At 60.9% G+C, this 16,625-nt stretch carries 12 protein-coding genes and 4 tRNA genes; 8 read left to right on the top strand and 8 right to left on the bottom strand.

Features of this window, described 5'->3' with window-relative positions:
* Window position 1: 1 nt before the first annotated feature.
* Together purU and folD are read right to left on the bottom strand one after the other, a co-directional pair.
* Window positions 2-862, bottom strand: coding sequence for a formyltetrahydrofolate deformylase (gene purU, locus ACK4FZ_RS09370; RefSeq protein ID WP_409820177.1), 861 nt, complete (start codon window positions 860-862; stop codon window positions 2-4).
* A gap of 95 nt (window positions 863-957) precedes the next feature.
* Window positions 958-1,809, bottom strand: a complete 852-nt coding sequence (folD, locus tag ACK4FZ_RS09365) for a bifunctional methylenetetrahydrofolate dehydrogenase/methenyltetrahydrofolate cyclohydrolase FolD (RefSeq protein ID WP_409820174.1) — start codon at window positions 1,807-1,809, stop codon at window positions 958-960.
* 241 nt (window positions 1,810-2,050) lie between these two features.
* Here folD and ACK4FZ_RS09360 point away from each other — a divergent pair.
* From ACK4FZ_RS09360 to ACK4FZ_RS09340, 5 genes are all read left to right on the top strand, one after another.
* Window positions 2,051-2,127 (top strand) — tRNA-Pro (locus tag ACK4FZ_RS09360).
* 16 nt (window positions 2,128-2,143) lie between these two features.
* Window positions 2,144-2,220: transfer RNA gene (locus ACK4FZ_RS09355), tRNA-Arg, on the top strand.
* A 35-nt stretch (window positions 2,221-2,255) separates the two neighbouring features.
* Window positions 2,256-2,331: transfer RNA gene (locus ACK4FZ_RS09350), tRNA-His, on the top strand.
* A gap of 46 nt (window positions 2,332-2,377) precedes the next feature.
* A tRNA-His gene (locus tag ACK4FZ_RS09345) sits at window positions 2,378-2,453 on the top strand.
* Window positions 2,454-2,673: 220 nt separating this feature from the next.
* Window positions 2,674-3,345, top strand: a complete 672-nt coding sequence (locus ACK4FZ_RS09340) for a GntR family transcriptional regulator (protein ID WP_409820171.1) — start codon at window positions 2,674-2,676, stop codon at window positions 3,343-3,345.
* An 86-nt stretch (window positions 3,346-3,431) separates the two neighbouring features.
* On the opposite strand, the gene ACK4FZ_RS09335 is transcribed toward ACK4FZ_RS09340, so the two are convergent.
* Window positions 3,432-4,595, bottom strand: a complete 1,164-nt coding sequence (locus ACK4FZ_RS09335) for an ABC transporter substrate-binding protein (protein WP_409820168.1) — start codon at window positions 4,593-4,595, stop codon at window positions 3,432-3,434.
* Between the two features lie 74 nt (window positions 4,596-4,669).
* On the opposite strand from ACK4FZ_RS09335, the gene ACK4FZ_RS09330 reads away from it, so the two are divergent.
* Window positions 4,670-7,315, top strand: a complete 2,646-nt coding sequence (locus tag ACK4FZ_RS09330; protein WP_409820165.1) for a PAS domain S-box protein — start codon at window positions 4,670-4,672, stop codon at window positions 7,313-7,315.
* A complete protein-coding gene (locus ACK4FZ_RS09325) occupies window positions 7,312-7,941 on the top strand; it encodes a response regulator transcription factor (protein ID WP_144371875.1) in 630 nt (209 codons plus the stop codon). The genes ACK4FZ_RS09330 and ACK4FZ_RS09325 overlap by 4 nt, the downstream gene beginning before the upstream one ends.
* A gap of 195 nt (window positions 7,942-8,136) precedes the next feature.
* On the opposite strand, the gene ACK4FZ_RS09320 is transcribed toward ACK4FZ_RS09325, so the two are convergent.
* The 3 genes from ACK4FZ_RS09320 to ACK4FZ_RS09310 form a co-directional block, all read right to left on the bottom strand.
* Window positions 8,137-8,742: an IMPACT family protein gene (locus ACK4FZ_RS09320; protein ID WP_409820162.1), complete on the bottom strand. Its 606-nt coding sequence runs from the start codon at window positions 8,740-8,742 to the stop codon at window positions 8,137-8,139.
* Window positions 8,743-8,807: 65 nt separating this feature from the next.
* Entirely contained in the window at window positions 8,808-10,484 is a 1,677-nt protein-coding gene (locus ACK4FZ_RS09315) for a SpoIIE family protein phosphatase (RefSeq protein ID WP_409820159.1), read from the bottom strand.
* Between the two features lie 13 nt (window positions 10,485-10,497).
* Window positions 10,498-10,806, bottom strand: a complete 309-nt coding sequence (locus ACK4FZ_RS09310; RefSeq protein WP_409820157.1) for an STAS domain-containing protein — start codon at window positions 10,804-10,806, stop codon at window positions 10,498-10,500.
* A gap of 245 nt (window positions 10,807-11,051) precedes the next feature.
* Here ACK4FZ_RS09310 and ACK4FZ_RS09305 point away from each other — a divergent pair, with 245 nt between their 5' ends.
* Window positions 11,052-12,230 carry a methyl-accepting chemotaxis protein gene (locus tag ACK4FZ_RS09305; RefSeq protein ID WP_409820154.1) on the top strand — a complete coding sequence of 393 codons (1,179 nt, stop codon included), beginning with the start codon at window positions 11,052-11,054 and terminating at the stop codon, window positions 12,228-12,230.
* 35 nt (window positions 12,231-12,265) lie between these two features.
* Here ACK4FZ_RS09305 and ACK4FZ_RS09300 read toward each other — a convergent pair whose 3' ends face one another.
* Both ACK4FZ_RS09300 and ACK4FZ_RS09295 read right to left on the bottom strand, forming a co-directional pair.
* Window positions 12,266-15,859 (bottom strand): PAS domain S-box protein, encoded by a 3,594-nt coding sequence (locus tag ACK4FZ_RS09300; RefSeq protein ID WP_409820151.1) that lies wholly within the window; start codon window positions 15,857-15,859, stop codon window positions 12,266-12,268.
* Window positions 15,860-15,946: 87 nt separating this feature from the next.
* Window positions 15,947-16,564 carry a uracil-DNA glycosylase family protein gene (locus ACK4FZ_RS09295; protein ID WP_409820148.1) on the bottom strand — a complete coding sequence of 206 codons (618 nt, stop codon included), beginning with the start codon at window positions 16,562-16,564 and terminating at the stop codon, window positions 15,947-15,949.
* Window positions 16,565-16,625 lie beyond the last annotated feature (61 nt).

Genomic DNA, 16,625 nt, shown 5'->3' with positions numbered 1-16,625 from the left:
CTTAGTCGAAGATCACGGTCTTGTTGTTGTAGGCCAGGATGCGGTTTTCCAGGTGCCAGCGCACGGCACGCGACAGCACGATGCGCTCCAGGTCGCGGCCTTTCTGGATCAGGTCGTCCACGTCGTCACGGTGCGAAATGCGCGTCACTTCTTGCTCGATGATCGGGCCGTCGTCCAGGATTTCGGTGACGTAGTGGCTGGTCGCGCCGATTAGCTTCACGCCGCGGGCAAAGGCGCGGTGGTAAGGTTTGGCGCCGTCGAAAGCCGGCAGGAAGCTGTGGTGGATGTTGATGACGCGGTGCGGGTAGCGCTCAACGAATTTCTGCGACAGCACCTGCATGTAACGTGCCAGTACGATCAGGTCGACGCCGGCTTCTTCCAGCAATGCCCATTGCTGCGCTTCGGCTTCGGCCTTGTTTTCCTTGGTGACGTTGATCACATGGAACGGGATGCCGTGAAATTCGGCCAGGCGGCGGCAGTCGTCGTGATTGGAAATGATCAGCGGGATGTCGCAGTCCAGCTCGCCAATGCTGTGGCGGTGCAGCAGGTCGACCAGGCAGTGCTCGTACTTGGAGACAAAAATCGCCATACGCGGCTTGCGTACCGACAGCGACACCTGCCACTGCATATTGTGCTTTTCGGCGATCGGGGCAAAGGCCGCGTCGAAGCTGTCCATCGGCAGGCTAAAGCCGTTCAGGTCCCATTGCACGCGCATCAGGAACAGGTTTTCCACTGGGTCCTGGTGCTGGTCGGCGTGCAGGATGTTGGCGTTGTAGGTCAGCAGGAAGTTGGCAATGGCTGCTACCAGGCCGTGGCTGTCCGGGCAGCTGATCAGCAGGGTGGCAGAATGACGGTTACTCATGGTTTGACTCTTTGTCTGTAGATTTTGTTGGGGGCAGATGAAAAACGCCGCCGGCTGTAACGACAGACGGCGGCGTGCGGCTTGGGGTGTCTGCGTCAGGCGTTGAGATTGGCCGAATCCAGCGTGTTCTGCAACAGGGTGGCAATGGTCATCGGACCGACGCCGCCCGGTACCGGGGTGATGTAGCTGGCCACTTCGCGGGCAGCGTCGAATTCGACGTCGCCGCAGATCTTGCCGCTATCCAGACGGTTGATGCCCACGTCGATCACCACGGCACCCGGCTTCAGCCAGGCGGCTTTCACGAAGTTGGGGATGCCGACGGCGGCAACCACGATGTCGGCGCGGCCAACCTCACCGGCCAGATCGGCAGTAGCACTATGGCACACGGTCACGGTGGCGCGGGCCAGCAGCATTTCCAGGGCTTGCGGGCGGCCAACGATGTTGGAGGCGCCGACGATCACCACGTTCTTGCCTTTCGGGTCGATGCCGTACTCTTCCAGCAGCGTCATCACGCCGCGCGGGGTGCACGGGCGCAGTTGCGGCATCTTGATGGCCAGGCGGCCCATATTGTAGGGGTGGAAGCCGTCCACGTCCTTTTTGGGGTTGATGCGTTCGATCACCAGTTGCGGGTCGATCTGCTTCGGCAGCGGCAGCTGCACCAGAATGCCGTCCACGCTGTCGTCGGCGTTCAGCTGGTCGATGATGGCCAGCAGTTCTTCCTGGCGGGTGCTGCCCGGCAGTTCGTACGACAGCGAGCGCACACCGGCTTTTTCGCAAGAGCGCTTCTTGTTGTTGACGTAGATGCCGGATGCCGGGTCGTCGCCTACCAGAATCACCGCCAGGGCCGGCGCGCGCTTGCCGGCTGCCAGACGGGCGTCCACGCCTTCGCGTACGCGGTTGATCAGGGTTTCGGCAACGGCCTTGCCGTCGATGAGTTGTGCCGCCATGCTGCAGTCCACCATTAAGGTAATAGAGAAACGAAGGCGGGATTTTCTCATTTTTTAGGGTGCTTGCTCAATGGTTTCAAGGGTTTGAGCCGCTTTCTTTTTGCAGTGCAGCAGGGCGATGACGCAGGCGTTTCTGCTGTCGTTTTTGCAGGTAGCCCGGCAGCCGCAAAAAACCATGCAGATTTTTGGCAATTGTTGTTGACAGGGGGTAGGGCGGGCTGTATAGTTCGCCTCCTGTCGTCGGGGCGTAGCGCAGCCTGGTAGCGCATCTGCTTTGGGAGCAGAGGGTCGTGAGTTCGAATCCCACCGCCCCGACCACAGCCACACCGATAGAGCGTCCGTAGCTCAACCGGATAGAGCACCGGCCTTCTAAGCCGGGGGTTACGGGTTCGATTCCTGTCGGGCGCGCCAGTCGCAATGTGGGTGCAGTACGCAGTATTTCAGTGGTGGATGTAGCTCAGTTGGTAGAGTCCAGGATTGTGATTCCTGTTGTCGTGGGTTCGAGCCCCATCATCCACCCCACAATTTGGCGTGTCGTCATCACAGACGGCAGGCACACCGCTCAGCGGTGGATGTAGCTCAGTTGGTAGAGTCCAGGATTGTGATTCCTGTTGTCGTGGGTTCGAGCCCCATCATCCACCCCAGATCAAGCCCTGCTTGCCATGCAAGCAGGGCTTTTTCTTTATCAAAATGGCCGTTACTGCCGGCTAGGTTGGGGGCAGTCTGGCGCTTGTGTGCGTGTTTGTAACGCTTTGCTATGCATTTCTGCTAAACGGGTGTCCCGAATCTGTAATAGCTTGTCGCAAGCGTAATTCACCGTATAATCGAATACATTTGCATGTATCCGATAGCCAGAACCTGACCATGACCACAATGCAGCCCATCAAACGACAAACCCTCACCAGTGCCGTGACCGAATCCTTGCGCCAGCGCATTCTTTCGGGCGAGTTTGCCGACGGGCAGCAGTTGCGCCAGGAAGCGCTGTCCAACGAATACGGCGTCAGCCGCGTGCCGGTGCGCGAGGCGCTGCGCCAGCTGGAAGCCGAAGGCCTGATCCAGATCATCGACCACAAGGGTGCGCTGGTGTCCAAGCTGTCGCTGGACGACGTGCTGGAGCTGCTGGAAATCCGCGCCATGCTGGAAAGCGAACTGCTGCGTGCGGCCATCCCCTGTCAGGTGGCGGCAGACCACGATGCCGCCGAAGCTACCCTGCGCGAGTTTGAACAGGCCTTGACCAGCAACGACATCCGCCACTGGGGCGAGTTGAACTCGCGTTTCCATCTGGCGCTGTACCGTGCTGCCAAGCGTCCCAATACGCTGGCGCTGATCGAGCAGCTACACAACAAGACCGATCGCTATACCCGCATGCAGATTCTGTTTACCCGCACCATGGAGCGGGCGCACGAAGAGCACAGCAAGCTGCTGGACTTGTGCCGCAAGGGCGCTGCCGACGAAGCGGCTGACTTTCTGCGTTTTCATATCCTGTCCGCTGGCCACGCGCTGGAAGCCTACTTGCAGACGCAAGAGCGTCGCTGATACCGCGGCCAACTTTGCTGTGCTGCCCGCACACCCTGCTTGCTTGCAAGCAGGGTGTTTGCTTTTGTGCCACGTCATGACCCTGCTCAGGGCAGACGCTGGCGGTCTTGCGGGTAAGCGTACATCACCTGTTGCTGCCGTACCTCGCCGATTACCGGCACGTCCAGTTCGATGGCTTCGTGGTCGGTGGCCGAGAACGGTTTGCGATAGGTGGTAATCAGGCCGGCTACGGGCTGCTTCAGGTTTTCCAGTGCCTGGCGGATGGCCGGGCCGTCGGTGCTGCCTGCCTGGCGGATGGCGGCCGCCAGCAGCAGCATGCTGTCGTAGCCTTGTGCCGCCGAAGGTGGGGACGGGATGCGTAAGCCGCCGTTGGCACGCAGATAGCGGTTGATGAACTGCAAGCGTGCTGGCGTCGTGCCATCCTGGATAAAGGTCTGCACCATGCGTGCGCCTACGGCGTTGGGGCCGGCGTTATCAATGAAGTTGGACATCGACAGCGTCCAGCTGCCAATCATCGGTACCCGCCACTCCATCTGCGCCAGCGTATTGGCGATTTGTGCCAGTTCCGGGCCGATGGTATAGGTCAGAATGCACTGCGCGCCGGCGGCGCGGGCCTTGTTCAGATGGACGCTCATGTCCAGTTCGCCGTTATGGAACTGGCTGATGCTCACTGCCTTCAACCCGGCTTGCTTCAGTGCCTTGAGCAGGCTCTGCTGCCCTAGACGGCCATAATTGCTGTTATCGCTCAAGACAGCCAGCCGGGTAAAGCCGCGTCGCTGCGCCTCGCGAACGATCAACGGTGCCTGCAGGCTGTCCGATGCCGCGACGCGGAACACATAGTTGGCCGCATGCCGCGGCGGTGCGAACTGCTGGGTAATCAGATGAGCGGTGGCGACGGCAGTGATGGCCGGAATACGTGCTTGCTGATAGCGTATTTGCGACGCCAGCGCCACGCCGCTGTTGGCAAAGCCGACGGTGGCCACCACGCGCTGCTTGTCGATCAACTCGCTTGCAATGCGCAGGCCCAGCTCGGGCCGGCCACGATCGTCGCGTTCCACCAGCTGTATTGGCCGCCCCAGCACGCCGCCTTTGGCGTTGATGTCTTCCACTGCTAGCCGGATACCGTTGCGCATCGACAGCCCCATTGGTGACGAGCCGCCGCTGAACGGGCCTGACAGCCCGACACGAATCGGCTCGGCCGCGTGGGCGCTGGCCAGCAACAACAGGCAAAGGCTAATCACACGACGCACGGGTGGCTCCTGATGGCGTGAAAACAGGGGGGCGCTTATTATCGCATTCCATTGCCTGTTGCGGCCAACCTGCCATGCCCATGCGTACCTCGCGCTTTTACACCTCATTGCGGCGTAGCCGTATTTACCGGCTGATGCCCAACAGCACCATTGTGCTGTTCTTTCTGACCATGGCGGTGATGCTGTGGACGCTAGACGCGCGCGAGAACGAGCAGCAACGCATCGATCTGGCCAAAGACGCACTGTGGGCCGAGCAGACCATGCGCTTGCGGCTGGACGGTCATCAGGCCGAGCTGGCACAAATGGCACGCGACATCGGTCGCGAGGACATCAACGAGGACGACTTCCTGGTCCAGGCGTCGCAGTTTCTGGGCAATGTGCCGGAAATGACGGCCGTAGTGTGGGCCGATGCCAGTTACACCGTGCGCTGGATCGCGCCTTACGAAGAATCGGGCCTGGCTGCCGGGGTGGGTATTTCCGGTGTGCGCATCAATGCGTATCTGGCAGCGCGTAATGATGGCCACCCGCGCTTCAGCGAGCCTTACCGCAGCGAGGGCGGTGACTGGCGCTTCGATCTGATGGTGCCGGTATACCGGGATACCCAGTTCCGCGGCATGGTGATCGGCATCTACCAGGCCGGCGCCTTCGTGCGGCGGGTGCCGCCGTCGTGGTTTGCCGAAAAATACCAGCTGGCGCTGCAGTCCGGGCAGCAAGTGCTGGCGCGTAATGCACAAAGCCAGCCTTCGCTGGGCGTGCGGCAGAGCATTCACTTTGGCGGCACCTCGCTGGTACTGGAAGCGCACCCGGTGCGGGGCGACGTCAACAAAAACCGGCTGATCCAGCTGGGGCTGATCACCGGCCTGTCGGTGCTGACCTTGCTGTCGCTGTTCAGCCTGTCGCGCCATATCCGCCGCCGTATCGAAGCCGAGCGCGAACGCGACCGTGTTTACAAACTGTCGCGCGAATGGCTGGGGGTGATGCGCGAAGACACCACCTTGCTGCACATGAACCCGGCCTTCGTGCAAGGGCTGGGTTACAGCGCCGAGCAGCTGCAGGGCACCTCGTTCCTGAACTACCTCGACCCGCAACAGCGCGAAGATACCCGCCACATGCTGCGCCAGCTGCTGGAAGCCGGCAGCGTGGACCGCTATGTGGAAACGCGCATGATCAACCGCGACGGCAGCGTGCTGTCGCTGGCTTGGGCCATCAGCCCGTTGCCGGACGCCGGCGTGCTGTACTTGTCCGGCCGTGACATCACCGCCGAGAAGCTGGCCGAGCAGGCCTTGCGCCACGAATACATGTTCCGCAAGGCGATGGAAGATTCGCTGGTGGTGGGCATTCGCGCCATCGATCTGGACGGCCGCATCAGCTACGTCAACCCGGCGTTTTGCCGTATTACCGGCTTTGCTGAAGACGAGCTGATCGGCCTGCGTCCGCCTTACCCGTATTGGTCGCCCGACGTGGCGCCGCTCAACTACGACACGCTGCGCCGCACCTTGTCGGGTGCCAATAGCCAGCAGCTGTTCGAGTCGGTGATGCAGCGCAAGAGTGGCGAAAAATTCTACGGCCAGATGCTGATTTCGCCGCTGATCGACGCCGATGGCGTGCATACCGGCTGGATGGCCGCGCTGACCGACATGACCGAAAAGCGCGAGGCGCAGCAGGCGCTGGAAGCGGCCAACGAGCGCTTCATCGCGGTCATCGAAGGCCTGGACGCAGCGGTAGCCGTGGTGCGGCCGGAAACCCAGCAGCTGTTGTTCTGCAACCAGCGCTACCGGCAATGGTTGGCCGCCGCCAGCGAAGACGACGGCGTCGAGTATTGCGATCTACGCCTGCGCCAGATGCTGCAGCACGCCAATACCGACCAGGAGCTGTGGCTGGACGATCCTGGTCGCTGGTTCCTGCTGCGCAGCCGCCCGGTACGCTGGGTGGACGGCCAGCGCGTGCAGATGCTGATCCTGACCGACATCACCGAGCAGCGTGACGCCGAACAGCGTTACCAGGAACAGCTGCAGAAGCTGCAGGCCACGTCGCGGCTGATCACCATGGGCGAGATGGCGTCTACGCTGGCGCACGAACTGAACCAGCCGCTCTCCGCCATCGCCAACTACCAGGCCGGCTGTGTGGAGCGCCTGCGCCAAGGCAAGGCGACGCCGGCGTCGCTGATTCCGGTGATGGAAAAGATCACCGCCCAGGCCGAGCGCGCAGGCAAGATCGTGCGCCGCGTGCGCGAGTTCGTGAAGCAGAGCGAGCCGGTGCGCAAGGAGGCCGACATCGGCGACATCATCGACGCGGCGCTGGCCATCGCCGAGATCGAGGCCCGGCGGCTGGGCAGCACCATCAACGTACACCTGGCCGCCACGCTGCCGCCGGTGCATGTCGACCCCATCTTGATCGAGCAGGTGCTGCTCAACCTGATCAAGAACGGCATGGAAGCGATGCAGCAACTACCGCAGGCCGAGCGCGAGCTGGAAGTGAGCGTGCAGCGCCAGCACAGTAAGCGGGTGGAGGTGGCCATTGTCGACCGCGGCCATGGCGTGCCGGACGCGCTGAAGTCGCAACTGTTCGACGCATTCTTTACCACCAAAAGCGACGGCATGGGCATGGGCCTCAATATCTGTCGCTCCATCATCGAGTTCCATCAGGGTCAACTCTCAGTGGAGGATCACCCGTTGGGTGGTACCATTTTCCGTTTTACATTGCCGGTGTTTGAGCCATGACTGCAGCCAAGAACATTTGCATCCACCTGGTCGACGACGACGAGGCTTTTCGCGACTCCCTGCTGTGGCTGCTGGAAAGCCACGACTACCAGGTGGCCTGTCACGACAGCGCCGAAGGTTTCCTCACCCGCTACCAGCCCACGGCAGGCAGCGGCTGCCTGATCCTGGACATCCGCATGCCGGGCATGAGCGGGCTGGAGCTGTACGAAGAGCTGCAGGCGCGCGGCAACACCTGGCCGGTGATCTTCATTACCGGCCACGGCGACGTACCGATGGCGGTGCAGGCGGTGAAGCGCGGCGCGCACGACTTTCTGGAAAAGCCGTTCAACCAGGAAGCGCTGCTAGCGGCGGTGGACAGCGCGCTGGCAGCGGCGGCCAACCAGGCGCAGAGCGTGCAGGAAGCCAACCAGTGCGAGACGCGGCTGGCCACGCTGACTACCCGCGAACGCGAGGTGCTGGAGCGGGTGATTGAAGGCAAGATGAACAAGATCATCGCCGACGAGCTGGGCATCAGCATCAAAACGGTGGAGGCACATCGCGGCAAGATGATGGACAAGATGGGCGTGCGCTCGATCGCCGACCTGGTGCAGACCGTGGTGGCCTACCGCCAGCAGAAGGCGCGCTAAGGTTGGCCGCAGGCGCCTAGGTGTTTCCCCAATAGGCGTTGCCGGTAGCGGGGCGCACAATCGCTGCAGCATCCCTTGACCCGGATGTGTTGCGTTTTGCCTCCTGCTGCCGTCTCGGCAGCGTTTGTTGCGCCCGTCCGGTACCCAGGCGGGATCGCCGACTCACCCGGCTTGCCGATGCAGCCGGGTTTTTCTTTATCCGGCCCCGGATGCGGGCTCGTCCAGCCAGCTCAGCTGGCCGTGGCAGGCCTCGCCCAGCAGGGTTTGCAGCGTGCTGGCCTGGCTGGCCGGCACGCTGAATTGCAGGGTGACCGCGTCGTGATGGCTGACGAGCAGCAGCTCGGCGCCGTATTGTTGCAACAGGCGGCGCAACAGGCCTTCCTGCGCGTACGGCACCTGGCAGGCCAGCTGTTGCCGCGCCACCTTTTCTTCGCGCGCCACCCCGTCCAGTGCCCGTGCCACAGCGTCGGTATAGGCGCGCACCAACCCGCCAGCGCCCAGCTTCACGCCGCCGTAGTAGCGCACCACGGTGGCTAGTACGCCGTCCAGCTGCTGGTGTCGCAGCACGTCCAGCATGGGCCGCCCGGCGGTGCCGGACGGTTCGCCGTCATCGTTGGCCGCCGAGTGGCCGCCAGCCAACAGCGCCCAGCACACATGAGCGGCTGCCGGGTGGGCGGCCTTCAGCGCCGCAACCCGCGCCTGCGCCGCCTGGCGGTCGGCCATCGGCTCGACGCAAGCGATGAAGCGGCTTTTCTTGATGTCGAGCTCGGCGTGGCCGGGGTGGCTGAGGGTATAGGGCATGGCAGGGGGCGGCAAGCGTTAGGGCGGGCATGATAGCAGGGGCCGGTCGGGGCCGGCAGCCTGCTTCAGCGCAGGATGTATTCCACTTCTACGCAGCTGCCGTGATCCAGATAGCGCATGCTGTGGCACAAACGGCGCACCAGGGCGATGCCTCGGCCGTGCATGGCCAGCTCGTCAGGCTCGTGCTGCTGGTAGTAGACATGGTCGAAGCCACTACCGCTGTCGCGAATGGTTAGTCTTAACAAGGGGCGCTCGTCTTCGGTAACGTGCGACATGGCCACGTGTATCCAGCCTTGCTGCAGGTTGAACAGTCGCCCGGCACGTTGCAGCAGGTAGCTGGCAAAGCCGCTGCTGGAGTGTTTCTGGCTGGAGTCCAGCCCCAGAACGCCGTGGTCCAATGCATTATTGTAAAGCTCGGTGACGATCAGCAGCATTTCGCTGAGCTGGTTCTCGCTCAGGCCGATCTGGTTGAGCCAGCCCAGTAGTGTGGCCATGCCCAGTTCTTCGCGCAGCTCTTTGGGGCCAAAGTCGAGCTGTAGCTGCCAGTTGCTCAGCTGGGTAAAGCTGGGGTTGGCCGCATGAGGCTGCGGGTTGCCAAAACTGCCGGCACAGGGCACCAGCACCAGCGAGATGTCGTCGGCGTTTTCGGTGCCGGCCAGGTGCGCCATTACCCGTTCGCGCAGCTGCGCCAGCACCGCTTGGTCGTGACGCTGGTTCAGCTGCGCGGCCAACTGCTCCGGCGGCAGGATCTCGTTTTGCACACTGCGTGCTTCGGTCAGACCGTCCGAGCAGATCATCAGCCGGCCCGGGTCGGTCCAGCGGTAGACTTCCACGCTGGCGTCGAAGTCGGCATTGCGCAGGATGCCCAGCGGCGGGTTGCTGGAGTGGAACTGCTTTTCGATGCGGCCATCCTCACCTACGAAAGCGGCGAACGGTATGCCGCCATTCCAGACGGTGACGGTTTTTTCTTGCGGGTTGATAGCAGCCAGCGTGGCCGCGACAAAGCGGCCTACAGGCAGATGCTGCTTCAGCTTTTTGTTGATTTCACGAGCGATGGCATTGATACCGAAACCCTTCTGCGTCATGGCGTAGAACACGGTAGCAGCCGGCAGGCAGGAAATGGCTGCGGACAGACCGTGCCCGGTGCTATCGGCCAACATGATGTGCAAGGTATCGGTGGGGGAGCGGGCGGCAGTGATGATATCGCCACTGAACTGCACTGCCGGCAGTATCCATTGTTCAATGCCGGTCTGGCTGCGATCGCCGTACAGGTTGTGCAGCACGTGCTCGGCCAGCTGCTGTTCCATTTCGTTGGCGTGGTAGTACGCCTCCAGGCGCTGCGCATCCAGGCTGATGCGGTGCTGCATGTCGGCAATGCGCGACATTACACGGATTTTGGCGGTCAGTAGCTTGATGTCTACCGGTTTGGTCAGGTAGTCATCACCTCCCGCTTCCAGACCGGCGAGCATGTCTTCTTGCTCTATCTTGCCGGTGAGGAAAATGATGGGAATCCACTGGTTTTCAAAGCGCGCACGTATCCTGCGGGTGGCCTCGAGCCCGTCCATGCGCGGCATGATGACGTCCATCAGGATCAGATCGGGTCGGGTCTGTTCGCAGCAGGCCAGGGCTTGCTGGCCATCTTCTGCGGTCATGACGGTATGACCCAGGGCGCTGATCAGGCGGCTGACGATCAGCCGGTTGACAGTGCTGTCGTCCACGACCAGCACGTTCAGGTTTCGCATGCTTTTCCGTCTTTCAGTCAATATCGAAAAATTTCTCGAAACGGGCTACCGCAAAAATCTGACGGATAACGGGTTTGGCATTACTGATGTGAATGCGGCTGATGCCGCGATCGTTGGCCTGTTCGCGCAGCACCAGCAACATGCCCAGCGCCGAGCTGTCCAGATAGTCGGTGTCCATCAGGTTGATTTCGATGGATTTGACGTCCGTTACCGCCAGCACAGCCCGGCTGGCATCGCGGAACGCCGCGTGCTGGGCAAAATTGAAATGGCCATGCACCTGAATGCTGGCTTCCTGCTCCCGGAAATGGTAGGTGACAGACATAAGCGACCTTTACTGGTGTAGGTTTCTGGCTGGCAGGGGGGTGTGTCATGGGTTAAGGTGATTGTATGCATTTGGCAGAAAACAAACCAGCCCAGATGAGCGACTGTGCCTTAACAATAAACAGCGTGAGCAGGCGCTAAGGTACAGCAGTGGCGGCGCATCATGGTTGGCCGCAAACAATAAGATGTGCCTATGCTTTAAACTTGAAGCTATGGTAAATGGCCGTGGAGGCAAACGAGGTAAACATGGGTGACAATAGGCGTAGTCTTTGGCTGGCATTGCTGCTACTGCTAGCGGTGGCATGGCATCTGGTGTTGCTGGTATTGCAGTGGCAAACGGTGCCGGGTGCCGTACTGAGCCTGGTGTTGACGCCATTGATTGTCTGGCTGGTATTGCGCCTGCCGAAAAGGCAGGTCAAGTTACAAGAGCAGCCCAAGGTGACTGCTTGGCCGCAATTACAGCCTTTGCAGTTACAGCTATTGCAATCGGTACAGCAAGAGAGCCAGCTGTTGCAGGGCCAACTGCAAGAGGCAACGGCCGTATTGCAGGAGGCCATTGGTGGTTTGCTGGAGAGCTTTGGCAGTATTACCAGCCAGGCCAAACGGCAACAGGATATCGCCATCAGCATGATCGGGGCGGGGCTAACTGCAGAAGAAGACAATCACGCCAGTTTCGAACGCTTCGCCCACGATGCTAATGAAACGCTGGAAATCTTTGTGGAGAGTACATTGCGTACCAGCCAGGTCAGTATCGAACAGGTCAATCACATGACCGAGATCGGGCAGAAAATCCACAGCGTGCATACCTTTTTGTCTGATATCGACGCCATTTCCAAGCAAACCAATATGCTGGCACTGAATGCTGCCATCGAGGCGGCGCGGGCAGGCGAAGCGGGGCGCGGTTTTGCGGTAGTGGCAGACGAGGTGCGTGCGCTATCGTTGCGTACCCATTCATTCAACGAGCAGATCAGCCAGACCATGCATGCAGTAGAAGACATGGTGGACAAGGCGCATGTCAGTATCGCTGCGCTAGCCTCGCACGATATGAGCTATGTGCTGGAGGCCAAAATGCGTGTGCAGCGCACGATGGCGCAGATCAACGAGCTTAGCCAGGGGATGGAAGATGCCGTGGCGCAGCTGAATCGCATTGCTGCCGAAGTGGAGCTCAGTACCAATGTTGCCATTACCTCACTGCAGTTTCAGGATCGCATCAGCCAGATGTTGCTGCGCGCATCGCAGCGGGTACAGGCACTGCAGCAGCTGCAGCAGCTTTCCGGTCAGTTGGCCGAGGCCGCTGCCGGCTCGCGTGATGCAGACCAGCTGGCTCAGCAGATTCGCAGCGAGTTGGCCGCACTGCAGCAACAGCAGGTACAGCAGGTGAGCCAGCCTGCGCGTAGCAGCAGTAGCGATATCGAATTATTCTGATTGGCGGCCAACGTTGTCCGGCGCGGCTGCCAGCCTTATGGCTGTGCCCGCGCGGCAGCGATGTGCTTGAGCAGCAGCGCACGCAATTCTGCCAGCACAAACGGTTTGCCGATGTGGTCGGTCATGCCGGCAGCCAGACACAGTTCCCGATCGCTCGCCATGGCATTGGCAGTCATGGCAATGATGGGCAGACGGGTCATGCCCAGTGTGTAACGTATCTCATGTGTCGCACTTATGCCGTCCATTACCGGCATTTGCAAATCCATCAGTACCGCGTCGTAAGCCGGCTGCATCTTGGCCACCGCAGCGACTGCTTCGGCCCCGTTCTCGGCAATATCGATAGTGGCGCCGTCTTTCCCCAGCAGCCCTTTGGCCACCAGCCGGTTGGTGGCGTTGTCTTCTACCAGCAGCAGCCGCAGGCCGGCAAGCGACAGCGCTGGCGTGCTGGCATCTGCGTCAGGGGCTTGCGGCGGCAGCTGACTATGCTGTAGCGCGATGGCTGCTTCTTGCAACATGTCGGCGGTCAGCGGTTTAACCAGGTAGGCCGCTACCGGTGATGGCGCCTCGCTGCCAGGCGGCGGGTGCCGCTGTTGTGGCTGTGCTGTCAGCAGGATGATGTTTAGCTCTGGGTAGTGCGCTTTGAGCTGCTGGCAGGCTTGCCAGCTATCGATGTCGGGTAGTTGGCTGTCTATCAGCGCGAGTTGGCAGGGTGGGGTGTTGCTGGTGGCCGCAGCGATCGCTGCCTGCAGGGCGTGTCCGTCTGCCAGGCTATGTGTTTGCCAGCCAAGGCTCTGACACAAGCCGCTTACTGCCTGGCGTGTAGCCGGGTGGCTTTCTACAAGCCAGACCGTCATTGTGCTCAGGCTGCTGGCAGGCGCGGGGGCAACAATGGGCAGACTGAGGGTAAACGAAAAGCAGCTGCCTTGGCCGGGCTCGCTTTGCAACTGGATCTCGCTACCCATCTGTTGCACGATGCGCTGGCTGATGGCCAGCCCCAGCCCGGTACCGCCAAAGCGCCGCGTTGTAGACGACTCGGCCTGGCTAAAGCTGTGGAACAACTTGTCGTGCAGGTCACGGCTGATACCGATGCCGGTATCGCGCACGCTGAACTGCAGGCTCAACTGCTGATCGTGTTGTGCTACCGGATGCAGGCTGATGATGACTTCGCCTTGCTCGGTGAATTTCAGCGCATTACTGGCCAGGTTGGTTAGCACTTGTTGCAGACGCATGGCGTCGCCTAGCAGGCGTTCCGGCAAGCGGGTCGGGATGTCGAACACGATTTCTACCGCTTTGTCCTGACGGTTGGCCGACAGGATGACCGAGAGGCTGCGCAGCAGTGGGTCGAGGCTGAACGGTTGCAAGTCCAGCGTCATCTTGCCGGCTTCGATCTTGGAAAAGTCGAGAATGTCGTTGAGCAGTCCTAGCAGCGAGCGCGCGGCAGCACTGGTTTTTTCGGCGTACTCTTGCTGCTCGGCGTCCAGCCGGGTGCGTTGTAGTAGCTGCAGCAAACCCAGGATGGCATTCATCGGGGTGCGGATTTCGTGGCTCATATTGGCCAGAAAGCGGCTCTTGGCCAGGTTGGCTTGCTCGGCTTGCTGCTTGGCTTCTTGCAGTGAGGCTTCGTGACGTTTACTGGCGGTGATGTCGCGACGAATCGACACGTACTGTTCGATCTGCCCCTGCGGGTTGTGGAACGGTACGATGATGCTGTCTACCCAGTATTGGCTACCATTCTTGTGGCGGTTGCAGACTTCTCCGCGCCAGGCTTGGCCGTTCAGCAGCGTGGTCCACATGTCGCGCCAGAATGACGGCTCATGTACGCCGGCATTCAGGATGCGGTGGTTGCGCCCCAGCAATTCGTGCTGCTGGTAACCGCTGATGTTGATAAAGGCTTGGTTAACGCGGGTAATGCAGCCTTGCGGGTCGGCTATCGATACGATGAAGTGCTGCTGGATGATGTCGCGTATAGTGCGTGCTTCCAGCAAGGCACGGTGCAGCTCCGCTTCGGTGGCCACTTGCAGGCTGATGTCGGTCTCAATGGCCATGAAACCTTCCAGTTGCTGATGTTCGTCCAGCAGCGGCTGTATCTCCATGGCCACCCAGTATTCGCGCCCGGATTTGCTGCGATTGAGGATATTACCCTTAAATGGTTGCCGGGCAGACAGTGCTTCGCTGATGCGGCGTATGGTTTCCTGGTCGGTGTCGGCGGTCTGCAGCAGCTTGCCTGGCGCGCACCCGCGCACCTCTTCCAGCGTGTAGCCGGTCAGTCGGGTAAAGCCTTCGTTTACCCAGCTGATGTGGCGCTGCTGGTCGGTAATGACGATGGCGTTGGTGGTGTGTTGTGCTACTTTGGCCAGTACTGCCAGGTCGCGGGTCATGCTGGCGGCCAGCTGCTGTGCCCGTCGCTGGTTGCGCATGAGCAGTCCGCTGGAAAGTGCGGCCAGCACACTGATGATCATACCCATGCCTCCCACCATCCACACGGACGTGCGTTGCAGACTGGCTTCGAAATGCAGGCTGCTACTGCTGCGTAGGGTAAGGGTGCGGCTGCCGACGCTTAAGCGCTGCTCGCGCTGAAAGCTGCGCTCGGCATTGCCATCTGCGCCGGCACGGCTGTTCAGGTGATTGTCGGCATCAAACACCAGGGTGCCGGGGGTGGGTAGCGGGCTGTCGTACAGTTCGAAATCCAGCTGTTGTTCGGTAACATCGGTGATGCCGCTCATCAGCATTTGCAGCGATACGGCACTGTAAACAAACACGGGTCTGGTGCCGGCTGGCATGCCGCTGCCGGCTGTGATCTGGGGCGGCAGGTGCAGCAGGATCATGTAGCCTGGGTAAGTCTGGCTACGGCGGCGGTAGTCCATTACCCCGCTCATGGTGACGCCTTCGCGGTGTTGCGCCAGTTGCAATGCGGCCAACCCAACCGGGTGTGCTGACAGATCGCGCCCCCACATGTCGCGGTTATCCGAACGGGGCTCGATATGCCGCACAATGTAGTGAAGCGGCTGCTCGCTAGCTGCACGAATGCGGAACTGTGGTGCTTGTTGCTGCTGCAGCTGTTGGTAGCGTGCCAGCTCGGAAGCGGGTACGGCGTCGATCAGGCCGAAGCCGATGACGCCGGGGAAGGCGGTCTTGAGCGACATGCCCTGTATATAGGCCTGGAAGCGTTCCGGCGTCAGCACCTTGCCGTCGCTGGCGGCGATAGCGTTGGCCGCACCGCGCAAACCGTACTCCGGCAGGGCAAAGCGGCGTTCTACCTCTGCGACCAAGCGTTCATGCAGCTTGTCGTAGCGTGCCGAGGCCTCTTTGGTGATGCGTTTGTCCAGTTCTCGGGTGCCAGCTGCCGTCAGTAACAAACCTGCCAGCAGAATCGCACAGCTGACCAGGTTGATGTTTGGGGTAGCTGATGGCGCGGTTTTACCGCTCTGGGGGGGCTGAAAGCCAATAGCCCGCCACGCCAGCAGCGGGCTGACCAGCAAGGCTAGCAAGAAGCCCTGCCATAGCAGGACAGGGCTGCTGCCTGCCCCCACCTGCAGTATTGGTAGCAGCAGTGCAAGCAGTAGCCCTGCCAGTGTTGTGATCAGCAAGACCTCCATCAGTATCTGCAGATAGAAAGCCTTTTTCTGCATGATCTTGCCCCTCGGCTGCAGGTAATGATTTTCTCATATTAGTGCATATGCGCTGGCGCACCTTGCATTGCCGGCAATGACGGTTTGTCAGTTCGAGCTGGCCAGCAGGCTACGGACCTGGCACCAGTCTTGCCACGCCTTGGCTTTTTCGGCCGGGCTACGTAGCAGGTAGGCGGGGTGAAAGGTAACCAGCAAGGGCACGCCGTGTGCCTGGTGTACTTGTCGACGCAGGCTACTGATAGCGACCTGGCTTTGTAGCAGCGTGTGCGCTGCAAAGCGGCCCAGTGCCACGATCAAGTGTGGCTGCAGGGTGTCGATCTGCCAGCGCAGGTAGTCTTGGCAGTGTGCAATTTCATCGGCAGCCGGGTTGCGATTGCCGGGTGGCCGGCATTTGATCACGTTGCAGATATAGACTTCCTGTTCGCTATTAATCCCCGCTGCAGCCAGCATGTTTTCCAGCAATTGCCCAGCTTTGCCGACAAAGGGTTGGCCCTGAAGGTCTTCCTGTTCACCAGGGGCTTCGCCGATGATCAGCAGCCTGGCCTTGGGGTTGCCTCTACCGATCACCACATTGCGACGCGTTTTCGCCAGCGCACAGCGTTGGCAGGTGGCTACCGCCTGATGTAATGCTTGCCAGTCGCCCGCAGGCACGCATGGTGTGTCTGGAAAGCCTGGCGAAGCGGGCGCAGATGGTTCGATAGCCATGGTGGCTGTTGGTGCTTGCACGGTAGCGGGTGAGAACGGTGCGGCTGCCGTTGTCTCGGGT

The sequence above is a fragment of the Vogesella sp. genome (assembly GCF_046297735.1).
GTDB lineage: Bacteria > Pseudomonadota > Gammaproteobacteria > Burkholderiales > Chromobacteriaceae > Vogesella > Vogesella urethralis.
This window is presented reverse-complemented; position numbering and strand designations above follow the sequence as displayed.